This is a genomic window from Oceanococcus sp. HetDA_MAG_MS8 (assembly GCA_019192445.1).
GTDB lineage: Bacteria > Pseudomonadota > Gammaproteobacteria > Nevskiales > Oceanococcaceae > MS8.
This window is the reverse complement of the sequence record JAHCMK010000001.1, coordinates 621,819-635,060: the sequence shown is the minus strand read 5'-3', so window position 1 is coordinate 635,060 and position 13,242 is coordinate 621,819. Positions and strand designations below refer to the sequence as shown.

Sequence of the window (13,242 nt, the reverse complement as noted above, 5' to 3'; positions counted from 1 at the left end):
TAAAACGGATCGTCAAAATACTCTTCACAACCGTCTTAAGACTTCTCTGCCACCCGTGAACGTAGCCATTCTTCAAAGTCCTCGCCACATTCTGGATGGCGCAAAGCGTAGTCTACGTTGGCCTGCAAGTAGCCCAACTTGCTACCACAGTCGTAACGCGTACCCTTGAATTCGTAGGCCAATACGGTTTGCTCTTTGAGCAAATCGGCAATCGCGTCGGTGAGCTGAATTTCATTGCCAGCCCCGCGCCCGGTTTGTTCAATGAGCTTGAAAATACGTGAGCTCAGGATGTAGCGCCCCACGACAGCCAAGTTGGAAGGTGCGTCTTCGGGCTTGGGCTTCTCCACAATGCCCTTGATCTTACTCAGCCCAGGCTCAATCTCCTCGACTTCCACGATGCCGTATTTATGCGTTTGATCGGGTGGTACCCGTTGTACCGCCAACACACTCAGGCCGTGCTCATCGTAGATTCTGGCCATTTGCGCCATGCACGGGCGCATGTCTCCGTTGATGAGGTCATCGGCCAAAATGACGGAAAAGTCTTCGTTGCCAACTGCAGGCTCTGAGCACAAAACGGCGTGGCCTAAGCCCAGCGCTTCGGCTTGTCGAATGTAAATGCAGCTCACACCGGCTGGAAGAATTTCCCGAACAACCTTGAGGATTTCATCCTTGCCCTTCTCTTCCAGAGTTTTCTCGAGCTCGTAGCTACGGTCGAAGTGATCGAGGATGGAATTCTTGTTCTCGCTGGTAATAAAAACCAGCTGCTCGGCTCCCGCAGCTACGGCTTCCATCACCGCATATTGGATCAGGGGCTTGTCCACGATGGGCAGCATTTCTTTGGCGCTGGCCTTGGTCGCAGGTAAAAATCGAGTTCCCAGTCCCGCGACGGGAAAGACGGCTTTTCTGATGCGCATATGAGCTCTCCAAGCGTTTTAGTAGTAGTTTGCGGTCAACCCTGTTTGTAGCTACCGCTCAAGATAGGTTTAAAGCTCTTGGCGTCCTGGAGCAGGAACTCACGCCCTTTGGTGCTGGCTTTGGCGTGGAGATTCGCCTTGCCGGGGAGAAATAGGGGTGTCTTGAACTCGCAGTCGAAAACCCCAGGGCCTGGACCGATATCCAAAGCCACTGCAGTTGCAGCAGCAGACCACATGCCATGAATGATGGCGCGCTTAAAGCCCAAAAGTTTGGCGGTATTCGCGTAGAGGTGAATCGGGTTGAAGTCGCCAGAGACGCGCGCGTAACGACGACCCAAGTTGGGGGCCAAGGAGTAGGTTTCAATCAGAGGCCAGTCGCTAGCACTGGGGGGGCGACGCGGCTCTCGGGGTTTTTTGGCGGCATTTGGATCTTTGGCTCGGCTCAAAATACGGGCGCGGGATTGCCAAATCTTTTCCCCCTCTACGCTGACCTCCGTGAGCATGTCGAACTCATAACCGCGGCTGGTTCGCTCGATGTTGGGGATGGTTACCAGAAAATCCAATGCCTCATCCACACGAGGCGCGCGCTGTTGCTCGACGGTGTTCTCCACATGCACCAGGCCCAGGGCCGCTAGTGGAAACTGTGGGTGCACCAATAAGCTCATGGTGAGCGGCGTGGACATCACCTGGGGGTACAAAATGGGCAGACGACCATTGGCCTGTCCGCCACATACTTCTAAATACTTCTCCACATCCTCAGCCTTCGGCCGGATGCCGCTGGCCTGCGCGATCAGCGGAACTGGAAGAATTTTTTCAGGTTTCGCCTTAGTGACGGCAAGTTTGGCAAAAAGAGGCAGCGTTGGCGGAATGCGATCGAACTGCAGAGTGTTGTTCATGGGTTCCAAGCGTCTTGATGTTTGCAGATTGACGATAGTCTAAGGCAGGACGGTGTTGAGCTTGATGGTCAGTGCAGAGTCGGCCTGCCCTGCCCAGATTTCTTGGCCCTGCCAATCCCCGCTTTGCGCAATTGCTTGGCCTGAAGTGGAGAGTCGGGCGGTGATCAGGAGGCGGTCTTGTGCGCTCCAATTGTTATCCGGTCGCAACAGATGCTCCGGACCAAGCTTCACCTGCAGCGGAAAGTTCTGGGTTTGTAACTTGCGCGCCGCTAAGGGCATGGGAGGACCATTTGGACGTTTGGCCACGACAAACAGAGTCTGGCTTGGCCTGGGCTGGTTTCGAAGGTCGTCGCCGAGTTCAATGCGCAATGTGATCTCTGGTGCTTCTTCGACGCTGGCCGCTGAGGGTGATGCCGGTTGCGCCGGTTTGCTGGCGGCGAGTTGGTCTAAAGCTCTGGCCACTTCCGGTGGTAAGTCCGGCTGAGATCGTAGTCGCTCAAAAGCTCCTTGCGCGGCCGAATCATCTCCGGCAACCTGCGCCGCCAAGCCGGCGTACCACAGGGCGCGTACGTTATTGGGCTCGGCATTGAGGACTTGCTGCAGAAGCACCCGGCCTCGCTGTGCGAACTCCGGATCGCCGGCAAGAGCAAGGGCTTCTGCTTCGGCAAGCTGTGCAGCGGTAATGGGCGGCTGCATTCTGGTATTCGCTTCGCGCAAGGCCTGCGCTGCTTGTGGGTAGCGCTGCATCACCATGTAAGACCGCCCAAGCATTAACCAGCCCTGGGTGTCCTCGGGGTTTTGCTCGAGGCGGCTGGCCAATTGCGCGACCATCCCTTCCACATCGGCGGCGCTGGGTGCGACCTGGGCTTGGGGCCAATGGGCCTGGCCTTGGGTGAGTAAAAAGACGATGCTGGCTAAGCTCAGTGGAAGCACAAGCAAAGCTATCTTGGCAGGTCCGCGAAGATTGTGGCTCCAACTCGCGGCGCTCTGCTCAGCTTCAGCTTCGGTCGCCAGAAGTAGTTGTTGTTTAAGCCGGAGGGTCTCTTGTTGCGCTTGCTGAGCATCAAGCTCGCCATTGTCTTGCGCTGCTTTGATGCGATCTAACCCTGCTGCGTAATCTGCCGCATTGATGGCCTGACGCTGCGACGCTGCGCTGCCACCGCCACGCCATGCACGCACGCAGAGCAGCGCCCAAAGGGTTGTACCCAGCGCTGCGGTGAGAAAGAATCCCGTCATTGATTAGGACCTGGGTCGTGTGCGCCGGTTTTCAAGGCGGCTTGCAACTTTTCTTCGTCAATTTCAGTCGTTAGCGGCGGATGTTGTCGCTGTCGCTTGACTACGCCCCATATCAACAACAAACCCAATACGACCAGGACCGGAGGGCCAAACCACAAGGCCCAGGTGCGAGGCCTCAACGGCGGGCGGTAGAGCACAAAGTCGCCATAGCGAGACACCATCCAATGGCGGATTTCAGCATCTGTTCGGCCTTCGCGGATCAGTCTCTCCAGTTCCTCGCGTAGATCTTGAGCCAGGGGCGCCTGCGACTCGGCGATGGACTGGTTTTGACAGACCAAGCAGCGCAGCTCCTCGGATAAGGCGCGGAGACGGTCTGGGTCAACATCGGCAGTCTGGCCGCTCAGGGCTGCCAGGCTGAGCAGCAAGAATGCAATGAGTCTGCGCATTAGCCTTGCTCCGCCCGGAGTTGATCCAGCAGGGGTAGAAGTTGTTGCTCCAAATAGTCGGGCGTGATGGGCCCGATGCGCTTGGCGCGAATCACACCTTGTTGATCCAATACGAAGGTCTCTGGCACGCCATAGACGCCATAATCAATGCCGATACGGCCGCTTTGGTCGACCACGCTCCAGGCATAGGGGTTGCCCAGTCGGGCCAGCCAGTCTTTGGCCTGCTCGGGCGTGTCTTTGTAGTTCAGTCCCACGATGCGCACCACGTTTGCGCGTGCCATGTCGTTGAGAAGTGGGTGCTCCTGCCGGCAGGCCACACACCAGCTCGCCCATACATTCAGTAAAGTGACTTCACCACGCAGGTCTTCTAGCGAGGTTGTCAGCCCATCGTGCAAGCGAGTCGACGCAAAGTCCGGAGCAGCTTGATTCAGAAGTGGTGACTCAATCTCTGAAGGGTCAAGCTTGAGCCCCTGCGCCAAGACCCAGATCATGGCCCCGACCGCGATGATGGGTAAGCCCCACAGGTAGCGCATTACGCCAAGGCCTCCCGGGCAACCGTCGGCTGCGTGCGGCGTTGCCGATAGTAGCGTCGGTCCGACATGGCCAGAGCGCCGCCCAAGGCCATCAGCACGGCCCCACCCCACACCCAGCGCATGAGTGGTTTGTAGTACACCCGTAAACTCCAGCGATTGGCGCCCAGAGGTTCACCCAGCGATACATACAAATCGCGCAGTACACCGGCATCGACGGCCGATTCGGTCATGGGGTTATTCGGCTGCGAGTGATAAATGCGTTTTTCAGGACTAAGCGTTGCTATGAGCTTGCCGTCGCGCGCCACTTGAACCACACCGCGATCACCGACGTAGTTTGGGCCTTCAACCGGCCCCATCTGCATGAGGCTCCAGTCATAGCCGCCCATTTCCACCGTTTCACCCGGGGCTAAAGCAATATCGCGTTCATAATCTGCTGCCGATACTAAACCGACCCCTAAGGCGAACACGCCCAGGCCAAAGTGGGCCACAGTCATGCCCAGCCAAGAACGCGTCCAACCAGAGCCGCGACGTGCCCGCTGGATGATAGCCCATAGGGCCGCCACCAAAGTGAGCGCGCCACAAGCTAAGCCCAACCATGCACTCAGGCGAATGTCGCTGCGCGCACTGAGCATGAGCAACAGGCTGAGTATCAAAGCCATGGGTATGCAGACCGCTGCAGCGCGCCATAAGGCCGCTGCTCGGCCAGAGCGCCACGGAACGAAGAAGCCCGCCGCGCAGAGCACGAGTGCAGGCAGCATCAAGGGGACAAATGTCGCGTTGAACCAAGGTGGCCCTACCGATGGTTTGGGCAAGCCCATGGCATCTACGACTAAGGGGTATAAGGTGCCGAGCAAGACGCTCGCGGCCGCGACGGTCAGCAATAAATTGTTCAGCAGAAGTAAGCCTTCTTTGGAACCTAGCGATAACGGCCCCGGTGCCATTCGCACCGTATGACCACGCAGGGCAAATAGCAGCAGCGACAAGCCCACCGTCGCAGCGAAGAAGGCGAGGATGAAAACGCCGCGCGATGGATCTGAGGCAAAAGCATGCACCGAAACGAGTACACCTGAGCGGACTAAGAAGGTGCCAAGCAGGCTCAGTGAAAATGCCGCGATGGCCAGGAGTAAGGTCCAGCTCACTAGGTGTCCGCGCTTCTCGGTGACCGCCAAAGAGTGCATCAAGGCTGTACCAACCAACCAAGGCATGAAGGAGGCATTCTCTACCGGGTCCCAAAACCACCATCCGCCCCAGCCCAGCTCGTTATAGGCCCACCAGCTACCCAGTGCGATACCTAGGGTGAGAAACACCCATGCTGCATTTGTCCAGGGTCGCACCCAGCGAATCCAAGCGGCGTCCAGGCGCCCTTGCACCAGGGCGGTTACCGCAAAGGCAAAAGCAACGGAAAACCCTACGTAGCCCATGTAGAGCATCGGCGGGTGGAAAATCAGGCCGGGGTCTTGCAGCAGTGGATTGAGATCACGGCCCTGGGTAGGGACCGGAAAACCCCGCTCAAAGGGGTTGCTGGTACCGAGCATGAAAAGCATGAAGCCCAAGCCCACTGCGCCTAAGGTGGCCAATACGCCGGCGCTGACATCCAGGGCGCGCTGGCGCAGGGTCAGCGCTACGGCCATATTCCAGCCTGCCAACATCAGGGCCCATAGCAATAACGAACCCTCGTGGCCGCCCCAAGTCGCCGCCACACGGTAGTGCACGGGCAATAAGGTATTGGAATGATTGGCAACGTAGGCAATGCTGAAGTCGTTTTGGACAAACGCGGTGATCAGTACCGCGAAGGCTGCCGCCGTGACGGCAAACAAGGCATAAGCGGTCTGCGAAGCCGTATGGACCAATGCAGCATTGCGGCGCCAATAACCTAGGCTCGCTGTGAGCGCCTGGGTAGCGCACAGCACCAAGGCAAAGGCGAGCGCCAGATGACCGCTCGCGGCCAAGCCTGGAGTGCTCATAGCTTGGCCTCTTCTAGGCTTTTGAAGGGGGCACAGGAGTGTTGATTACCCTCCCCACCCAAGGCTTGGGCCAGCTCTGGGGGCATATAGTTTTCATCATGCTTGGCCAAAACTTCTTCGGCCTGAAACACACCCTCGCGGTAGAAGCCACTGGCGACGATGCCCTGACCTTCACGAAACAAATCGGGAAGAATCCCAGAAAAGGCCACAGGAACCGCGTGGTCACAATCGGCGAGCACGAACTCCACCTCAATTTCGCCTGGCGTACGATCCACGCTGCCTGGCACGACCAAACCACCAAAACGAATTCGGCTATCGGCAGATGGTGGTGTCGTGGTTAATTCTGTGGCGCTGTAAAAGTACATCAGGTTCTGTTCAAAAACCTGAGTGGCGACAACCACAATGGCGGTCACTCCGACGATGAGGCTGATCACCATGGCCATTCGTCTTTGACGACGCGTCATGTCCTTCTTCCTAGTTGCTGCCGTAGGCGTGTCACTGTGCGCTGGTGACGTTGCACTGAGGACCACGCCAGCCCCAGAAGCAAAGCGACAAACAAGCCCATGCTGGGCCACAAATATTTTGCGTAGCCCCCCATGGCGAGAAATTCAGTCACTGAGTCAAGACCTCCTGCACCCATCTTTGACGCCGTTCTCGCCATAAAATTCCCGCTCGCATGCGGATCAAAACCACCCACCCAAAAAACAGCATGCAGCCCAATGCAACTTGCAAAAGGGGCCACAGCATGGCCGCAGGCATAGCAGGTTTATCCAAGCGGGTAATGCTGGCTCCTTGGTGCAAGGTATTCCACCATTCCACCGAGTAATGCACCACGGGCACATTGATAACACCCACCACCGCGAGGATGGCGCAAGCGCGTGCGGCGGTACGCGCATCAGGCAGGGCTTGGTGCAAAGCCAGCACGCCCAGATATAAGAACAGCAGAATCAGTTGCGATGTGAGGCGCGCGTCCCAGACCCACCATGTGCCCCACATGGGTTTGCCCCAGAGCATGCCGGTTGCCAAGCTCACCGCTGTGAAGCCGGCGCCTACCAAGGCGGCCTCAGCAATGTAGACCTCAGCGACCTTCATCCGCCAAATCAACACGATGGCCCCGGCCACAGCCATGGAGGTGTAGATGAATAAGCTCATCCACGCTGCAGGAACATGGGCGTAGATGATGCGAAAGCCTTCGCCCTGCTGATAATCCGCGGGGGCTTGCCATAAAGCCCCGTAAAGCCCCCACACAATCAGTAGCAAGGCGGGCCAGCCAAACCACGGCAATGCACGCCCGGCAAAGCGGTAGAACGTGGGCGGAGAGCCCCAGCGATGGAAGGTGGTGGACAAGACGCTCATTCAGCAACCGCGTGTAAAGCCGCCGCTGACGCCAGTGGCGCTAGGCACATCGTCAGCAGGAGAAAACAGCCCAGCAAGTATAGCGGAGCTGTTGATTCTCCACCGTTTTGGGCGAGTTCGATGGCGCTGGCGCCAAACACCATGACTGGCACATAAAGCGGCAGTACCAACAAGGCTGAAAGCATAGCGCCCCCAGTCAGGTTGGCCGTGAGCGCTGCCGCAACGCTGCCTAATCCCACCAGTGCAGGCGTGCCTAAGGCCAAACTCAAGGCCGCAACGCCAGTTGCCTCGCTGGACAAGCCCAAACTGTATCCCACAAAAAGACTCGCTAGACACACAGGCAGCCCAGTGAAGCACCAGTGCACCAGTAGCTTGAGCCCTAAGAGCAATGGTAGCGGCCAGACCGAGGTGGCGACCTGCTCTAACCAACCGTCGCGGAGCTCCTGTCGAAACAAAGTTTCCAAGCCGAATACGCAGGCGAGCAGCGCAGCGGCCCAGAGGACGGCGGGTGCCATGACGACAAGGGTTTCATTACTGGGCTTAACCCCCAGTGGAAACAGGGCGCAAACAACGACAAACACGGCAACGCCCTGCATGGCCTCATATCGATTGCCCCAATAGTTGCGTAGCTCACGCCCCAAGATGGTCTTCAAGGCTGGGTGCTCCAGGCAAGCTGACGATCGATGTCGACCGATAGATCTTCATGGCTCACAACAACCACCGCAGTGCCCTCGTCTGCGGCCTGGCGCATGCGTCGCTGCCAGATCTGGCTTTTTTCACGGTCTAAGCCAGACAGGGGTTCATCCAGCAACCACAGGGCGGCACCACTGAGGTCTACCATGGCTAACTGTGTCCGTTTGCGTTGGCCGGTGGACAAATCGCCATATCGACGCTCTGCCCACCCGGGGTCCAGCCAAGCCTGTTTTAAGGGCGGCGGCGTATTCCCGCGCAGAGCGTGCAAATAATTCCAGTTTTGCAGGACTGGTAGATGGGCGGACCAACCGCTGCGCTCCCCTGCCCAAACAATGGGTGCTGGTGACTCATCTTTCCAGCTGCCGAACTCACGGCCACGCCATAGCCTGTGCCCTGAGTCTGGTGTGATCAGCCCAGCCAGAATGCGCAATAAGGTGGATTTGCCGTGTCCGTTCGGCCCGACAACTTGGAGCAGCTCCCCAGCATGCACATCCAGGCTCAGGCCGGCAAAGAGCTCTTTGTCGGCGCGTTCATGCCAAAGCTCCTGAACGCTGAGAATGGGTGTGGCAGCGGGCTCAATCACGCGTCGGCATAGCCGCGCTGGGATGACGCGCAGCGTCACCCGTAGGGCCTTGGCCATGGACGGCCAAGGTCAACCGGCACAAAGGTAAGGAATGACACCATGGTGCCCGGGGCCGGGCTCGACCACGCGGCAGGATAGCCGCGTTGGGATGACGCGCAGCGTCACCCGCAGGGCCTTGGCCATGGACGGCCAAGGTCAACCGGTACAGAGGTGAGGCATGACACCATGGTGCCCGGGGCCGGGCTCGAACCGGCACAGGGTTTCCCCCGAGGGATTTTAAGTCCCTTGCGTCTACCAATTTCGCCACCCGGGCCACGTTGTCATGAAATTCCGTGTCCGCCCCCAACGCGCACTCCTTGCGGAGCATTAATTCGAGTTGACCGAAATTATGGAGGCTAGGGCCGGAATCGAACCGGCGTCCACGGCTTTGCAGGCCGTTGTATAACCACTCTACCACCTAGCCTAGGTGCGCTTACAAAAAACCCCGGAGGACCGGGGCTTTGAGAAATCTTTTGGAGCGGGAAACCGGGTTCGAACCGGCGACCTCAACCTTGGCAAGGTTGCGCTCTACCAACTGAGCTATTCCCGCGCCGAAACCAGAATTATGGGGAAGTAGAGCGCCCCTGTCAACAGCTTTTAAGAAAAACTTCCTGGGTTTTTTTCACTCTCGCGAAACATTGGCCAAGCGACTTTCAAGTACATCGCCATGGACCATACCGTCAGTACGCTGGCAATGATTAAGAGTGCAAAGCCAATCTCGTATATCGGAATGGGGCCCAGATCATCTCGCCACAACATCATGGCAATGGCGGTCATTTGAAACCCAGTCTTCCACTTGCCCAGGGAGCGAACCCCTACCTCGGCCCGTCGGCCGAGTTCCGCCATCCATTCACGCAAAGCGCTGATGGTAATTTCACGGCCGATGATCACCCCCGCTGGAATGAGCACGGCCAAACTCGGGTCCTGCTGTACCAGAATGACCAATGCCGTGGCCACAATGAGTTTGTCTGCCACTGGGTCGAGAAAAGCACCAAAGGCAGACGCTTGATTGAGCCGGCGCGCTAAATACCCATCTAGCCAATCCGTAATGGCAGCCAAGATGAACACCATGGCGGCAGCGATGGTGTGCAATGGAAATGGAAGGTAATACAGCAAAGCCATTACCGGAATGGCGGCCACGCGCATCAGCGTGAGCTGGGTGGGGATGGTGAGCATTAGGCGCTCTTAGTCCGTGTCATGCAGCAAATCATACAGTCGCTGCGCTAATTTTTTGGATAAGCCGGGAACGCGTTGCAGATCATCGAGGCTGGCGCGGCGGACTTGGGCCATGCCGCCAAACTGTTTGAGCAACGCCGCGCGGCGCTTGGCGCCCAAGCCCGGAACATCTTCCAGTTCACTGCGGGTGCGTGTACGGGCTCGGGCCCCGCGGTGTCCGGCCAATGCGAAGCGGTGGGCCTCATCCCGAATTTGCTGAATGAGATGTAGCGCGGGGTCGTCAGCCGATAAGATCATGGGCTCACCCAGTTCAGGAAGATGCAGTTCTTCCTCCCCCGCCCGTCGCTCCGGGCCTTTGGAAATGCCAACGACGCGGACTTGTTCATCCAAATCCAAGTCTCTGAGAGCCTTGAGAGCAGCTTTGAGCTGGCCCTTGCCACCGTCGATGAACAGCACATCCGGCAAGGGGGCCTCGCCTTTAGCAAGGCGTTTATAGCGCCGGCTCACGGCCTGTTCGATGGCAGCGTAATCGTCGCCGGGAGTGATGTTCTCAATGCTGAAGCGGCGATATTGCGACTTTTCAGGTCCTTGGCTCCCAAACACCACACAGCTGGCCCGCGTGCCTTCACCTCGGGTATGACTGATGTCAAAGCATTCCATCCGCATGGGCAGAGTGCTGAGATCCAGACGTTGTTGCAAGGCGCTATAGCGCCCCTCCACAGTCTCGCGCTCGGCAAGTCTCGCCACTAAGGCCGAATGTAAGGACTCTTCGGTCATTTGCAGCAGGCTACGGCGCACGCCGCGAAGCTGTTTGTAATGGACCTTCACCGGTTTTTCAGCCTGGAGGCTGAGGACCCGACCAATACTGTCGGCTTCCGCCAAGGGTCTAGACAACACAATCTCGCGCGGCGGTTTGCGTTCTAGATAGTGCTGCACCACAAAGGAGGCCAAAATCTCGTCCAAGTCCGCCTCCCCGGTTTCCCTGGGGAAGTGACTGCGTGTGCCCAGACTACGCCCCCCGCGAACTGGCATCACAGCAACTGCTGCTAAACCGTGATGCCGACTCACCGCCAGGACGTCAAAGTCTCCTTTGCTGTCGGTGACCACCCGGCTTTCCTGTAACCGCCGCAGGGCCACGACGCGGTCCCGTAAATCCGCAGCCTGCTCAAAGCGCAGCTCTTGGGCAGCGGTTTGCATGCGCTCATTGAGAGCATGCACAACATGCTCCCCACGTCCGGACAGCAGGTCAATGGCGGCAGCAACATCAAGCTGATACTCGGCTGCTGAAATTTCACCCGTGCAAGGCGCGCTGCAGCGTTTGATTTGGTGCAACAAGCAGGGTCGGGAACGACTCCGAAAATCGCTATCCCGGCAGGTTCTCAGCCTAAAGGTTCGCTGCAAGGTGCCTACAGTTTCCTTGACCGCACTGCTGGAGGGATAAGGCCCAAAATAGGTATCCCCTTTGCGCTGCTTACCGCGGTGTAATCCAATGCGCGGCGTGGGCCCGCTACCGATGCGCAGCCAGGGGTAGGACTTATCGTCGCGGAAGAGGATGTTGTAGATGGGGCGCCGGGTCTTGATCAGCTCATGTTCAAGCATTAACGCTTGATCTTCTGAGGGCGTGATGGTGACCTCGACACGGGCAATCTTGCGCACCATCTGCGCGATACGGGCCGGTTTGGCGGTTGAGCTGAAATAACTGCTCACCCGATTCCGTAGGTTGCGCGCTTTGCCCACGTACAACACCCGGTCCTCGGCGTCGTACATGGTGTACACGCCGGGCTTGGTGGTCAGACTGCGTAGGAATGGGCCGGCGTCAAAACTCATTGGCGCTGATGAACATGAATTGTGGCCTGCACGGACAGGCCAATCTTTCGAGACAGGCGGCTTAGGCTTGCTCGTCTAATACGCCGTAGCGCATTGCCATCCGTGTCAGCTCAACATCGTTGGTCACACCGAGTTTTTCGAACAGACGGTAGCGATAGGTGCTGACGGTTTTGGGCGACAAGCAGAGGGCATCAGAGATCACTTGGTTGCTTTGACCTTGAGTGACCATCAGCATCACCTGCATTTCGCGCTGGGACAGCCGATCGAAGGGCGAGCTCTTGGGGTCATGCCCCTGGATGAAGCTGGCTGCGAGGTTGGCAGCCACACTAGAAGCCACATACACCCCGCCTTGTGCGACGCGGCGAATAGCAGATACCACCTCGTCGGCCGCTGCATCTTTGCTGATGTAGCCGCGGGCGCCGGCACCGAGTAGGCGACTCGGCCAGGGCTCTTCTACGTACATGGATACGGCAATGATCTTGATTTCGGGCTGTCGCGCCAAAATTCGCCGCGTGGCCTCCAATCCGCCAATCCCTGGCATGTTGACGTCCATGAGCATCACATCGGGCTCGTGGCGACGCGCCAGCTCTACGGCGTCTTCGCCGTTATCCGCCTCAGCAACGACTTCGATGCCTGGGGTGTCGGTGAGAACGCGCTTCAGCCCCGCCCGCACCAAGCGGTGATCATCACAGAGAATAAGGCGAATCATTTGCATGGCTTGATTTTAGCCTGATTGCTGCTTCGGCAGGCAATAGCTTTGCGGTCGGCGCCCAGTGTAGGACTAGTGATCGCCGCCCAGATCCTCTTCTAGCACATATTCGGGGCCGCCACGGCAACACTGTTAGTCTGCGGTCTTTACTCACTTCGACCGCACTTCGGTCGCCATACAGACGTGACAGGCAACCACCCAGCACGGCAGAAATTTCGGCGGCAGGCGCAGCGCCCTCAAGCGCAGGTCCTTCTACTGCATAAGCCCTACGGAGTGCTGAGCCAGTTCTCCGGCGCACCCCTAGAGCAAACTTTGGCGCAGTTTGGTTTGCCCGAGTCCGTTTATGCCGCAGGTCGCCTCGATAAAGATAGTGAGGGGCTGCTGGTACTGACCAATGACGGCAAGCTGCAAACCCGCATGGCGCATCCTCGGCATAAGTGGGCCAAGAGCTATTGGGTTCAGGTCGAAGGGGCTGTAGAAGACTCGGCCCTGGCAGAGTTGGTGGAGGGAGTACAGCTTAAAGATGGGCCGGCCAAGGCTCTGGTAGCGCAGCGACTCGCCGACCCAAACTGGCCGCCACGCCAGCCTCCTATTCGTGAGCGTAAGAACATACCCACAACGTGGCTACGCATCGACATTAACGAAGGCAGAAACCGTCAAGTCCGGCGCATGACGGCCGCCATTGGTCACCCTACCCTGCGTCTGATTCGGACGCGTGTTGGACCATTAGAGCTTGGTTCCCTCGCCCTGGGACAGTGGATTCGACTGCCTCCTACGAATGTGGCGAGACTGAGCCAGTGGCGCCCTTAAGCGACACCAGTTCCATCTTAATGCGCGTCATGACCCCTGCCCGCATGCGCAAGCCGCTGT

At 58.2% G+C, this 13,242-nt stretch carries 15 protein-coding genes and 3 tRNA genes; 1 reads left to right on the top strand and 17 read right to left on the bottom strand.

All coding sequences use genetic code 11. The features are described 5' to 3' along the window. Window positions 1-35: 35 nt before the first annotated feature. The 17 genes from galU to uvrY form a co-directional block, all read right to left on the bottom strand. A complete protein-coding gene (gene galU / locus KI787_02605) occupies window positions 36-914 on the bottom strand; it encodes a UTP--glucose-1-phosphate uridylyltransferase GalU (GenBank protein MBV6628821.1) in 879 nt (292 codons plus the stop codon). Window positions 915-949: 35 nt separating this feature from the next. Further along, a complete protein-coding gene (locus tag KI787_02600) occupies window positions 950-1,810 on the bottom strand; it encodes a hypothetical protein (protein ID MBV6628820.1) in 861 nt (286 codons plus the stop codon). 39 nt (window positions 1,811-1,849) lie between these two features. Further along, window positions 1,850-3,046 carry a c-type cytochrome biogenesis protein CcmI gene (ccmI, locus tag KI787_02595; protein MBV6628819.1) on the bottom strand — a complete coding sequence of 399 codons (1,197 nt, stop codon included), beginning with the start codon at window positions 3,044-3,046 and terminating at the stop codon, window positions 1,850-1,852. Continuing rightward, window positions 3,043-3,492 (bottom strand): cytochrome c-type biogenesis protein CcmH, encoded by a 450-nt coding sequence (locus tag KI787_02590; protein ID MBV6628818.1) that lies wholly within the window; start codon window positions 3,490-3,492, stop codon window positions 3,043-3,045. Before KI787_02590 ends, ccmI begins: the two co-directional genes overlap by 4 nt. Then, entirely contained in the window at window positions 3,492-4,025 is a 534-nt protein-coding gene (locus tag KI787_02585) for a DsbE family thiol:disulfide interchange protein (protein ID MBV6628817.1), read from the bottom strand. The genes KI787_02590 and KI787_02585 overlap by 1 nt, the downstream gene beginning before the upstream one ends. Further along, window positions 4,025-5,989, bottom strand: a complete 1,965-nt coding sequence (locus KI787_02580) for a heme lyase CcmF/NrfE family subunit (protein ID MBV6628816.1) — start codon at window positions 5,987-5,989, stop codon at window positions 4,025-4,027. The genes KI787_02585 and KI787_02580 overlap by 1 nt, the downstream gene beginning before the upstream one ends. Next, window positions 5,986-6,453 (bottom strand): cytochrome c maturation protein CcmE, encoded by a 468-nt coding sequence (gene ccmE / locus KI787_02575; protein MBV6628815.1) that lies wholly within the window; start codon window positions 6,451-6,453, stop codon window positions 5,986-5,988. The genes KI787_02580 and ccmE overlap by 4 nt, the downstream gene beginning before the upstream one ends. Further along, on the bottom strand, window positions 6,450-6,605 hold the full coding sequence (ccmD, locus tag KI787_02570) for a heme exporter protein CcmD (protein MBV6628814.1): 156 nt from the start codon (window positions 6,603-6,605) through the stop codon (window positions 6,450-6,452). The genes ccmE and ccmD overlap by 4 nt, the downstream gene beginning before the upstream one ends. Continuing rightward, the gene (gene ccmC, locus KI787_02565; protein ID MBV6628813.1) at window positions 6,602-7,345 is read right to left on the bottom strand and encodes a heme ABC transporter permease CcmC; all 744 of its coding nucleotides are present in this window, start codon (window positions 7,343-7,345) and stop codon (window positions 6,602-6,604) included. The genes ccmD and ccmC overlap by 4 nt, the downstream gene beginning before the upstream one ends. Further along, a complete protein-coding gene (ccmB, locus tag KI787_02560) occupies window positions 7,342-7,998 on the bottom strand; it encodes a heme exporter protein CcmB (GenBank protein ID MBV6628812.1) in 657 nt (218 codons plus the stop codon). Before ccmB ends, ccmC begins: the two co-directional genes overlap by 4 nt. Beyond that, a complete protein-coding gene (ccmA, locus tag KI787_02555) occupies window positions 7,995-8,678 on the bottom strand; it encodes a heme ABC exporter ATP-binding protein CcmA (GenBank protein ID MBV6628811.1) in 684 nt (227 codons plus the stop codon). The genes ccmB and ccmA overlap by 4 nt, the downstream gene beginning before the upstream one ends. A gap of 169 nt (window positions 8,679-8,847) precedes the next feature. Then, window positions 8,848-8,934, bottom strand: a tRNA-Leu gene (locus KI787_02550). A 76-nt stretch (window positions 8,935-9,010) separates the two neighbouring features. Further along, window positions 9,011-9,084, bottom strand: a tRNA-Cys gene (locus KI787_02545). Window positions 9,085-9,134: 50 nt separating this feature from the next. Continuing rightward, a tRNA-Gly gene (locus KI787_02540) sits at window positions 9,135-9,210 on the bottom strand. A gap of 47 nt (window positions 9,211-9,257) precedes the next feature. Next, complete coding sequence (gene pgsA, locus KI787_02535) at window positions 9,258-9,836, bottom strand: CDP-diacylglycerol--glycerol-3-phosphate 3-phosphatidyltransferase (protein MBV6628810.1); 579 nt, start codon at window positions 9,834-9,836, stop codon at window positions 9,258-9,260. Window positions 9,837-9,845: 9 nt separating this feature from the next. Further along, window positions 9,846-11,663 carry an excinuclease ABC subunit UvrC gene (uvrC, locus tag KI787_02530; GenBank protein ID MBV6628809.1) on the bottom strand — a complete coding sequence of 606 codons (1,818 nt, stop codon included), beginning with the start codon at window positions 11,661-11,663 and terminating at the stop codon, window positions 9,846-9,848. Between the two features lie 61 nt (window positions 11,664-11,724). Then, window positions 11,725-12,372: a UvrY/SirA/GacA family response regulator transcription factor gene (gene uvrY / locus KI787_02525; GenBank protein MBV6628808.1), complete on the bottom strand. Its 648-nt coding sequence runs from the start codon at window positions 12,370-12,372 to the stop codon at window positions 11,725-11,727. Between the two features lie 183 nt (window positions 12,373-12,555). On the opposite strand from uvrY, the gene KI787_02520 reads away from it, so the two are divergent. Further along, complete coding sequence (locus tag KI787_02520; GenBank protein MBV6628807.1) at window positions 12,556-13,182, top strand: pseudouridine synthase; 627 nt, start codon at window positions 12,556-12,558, stop codon at window positions 13,180-13,182. Window positions 13,183-13,242 lie beyond the last annotated feature (60 nt).

Excerpts from the sequence above, each read along its gene's own strand:
- KI787_02580 (MBV6628816.1), bottom strand. The coding sequence starts at position 5,989 with ATGAGCACTCCAGGCTTGGCCGCGAGCGGTCATCTGGCGCTCGCCTTT.
- ccmA (MBV6628811.1), bottom strand. The coding sequence starts at position 8,678 with ATGGCCAAGGCCCTACGGGTGACGCTGCGCGTCATCCCAGCGCGGCTA.
- ccmC (MBV6628813.1), bottom strand. The coding sequence starts at position 7,345 with ATGAGCGTCTTGTCCACCACCTTCCATCGCTGGGGCTCTCCGCCCACG.
- KI787_02600 (MBV6628820.1), bottom strand. The coding sequence starts at position 1,810 with ATGAACAACACTCTGCAGTTCGATCGCATTCCGCCAACGCTGCCTCTT.
- pgsA (MBV6628810.1), bottom strand. The coding sequence starts at position 9,836 with ATGCTCACCATCCCCACCCAGCTCACGCTGATGCGCGTGGCCGCCATT.
- KI787_02585 (MBV6628817.1), bottom strand. The coding sequence starts at position 4,025 with ATGCGCTACCTGTGGGGCTTACCCATCATCGCGGTCGGGGCCATGATC.
- uvrC (MBV6628809.1), bottom strand. The coding sequence starts at position 11,663 with ATGAGTTTTGACGCCGGCCCATTCCTACGCAGTCTGACCACCAAGCCC.
- galU (MBV6628821.1), bottom strand. The coding sequence starts at position 914 with ATGCGCATCAGAAAAGCCGTCTTTCCCGTCGCGGGACTGGGAACTCGA.
- uvrY (MBV6628808.1), bottom strand. The coding sequence starts at position 12,372 with ATGATTCGCCTTATTCTCTGTGATGATCACCGCTTGGTGCGGGCGGGG.
- KI787_02590 (MBV6628818.1), bottom strand. The coding sequence starts at position 3,492 with ATGCGCAGACTCATTGCATTCTTGCTGCTCAGCCTGGCAGCCCTGAGC.
- ccmE (MBV6628815.1), bottom strand. The coding sequence starts at position 6,453 with ATGACGCGTCGTCAAAGACGAATGGCCATGGTGATCAGCCTCATCGTC.
- ccmI (MBV6628819.1), bottom strand. The coding sequence starts at position 3,046 with ATGACGGGATTCTTTCTCACCGCAGCGCTGGGTACAACCCTTTGGGCG.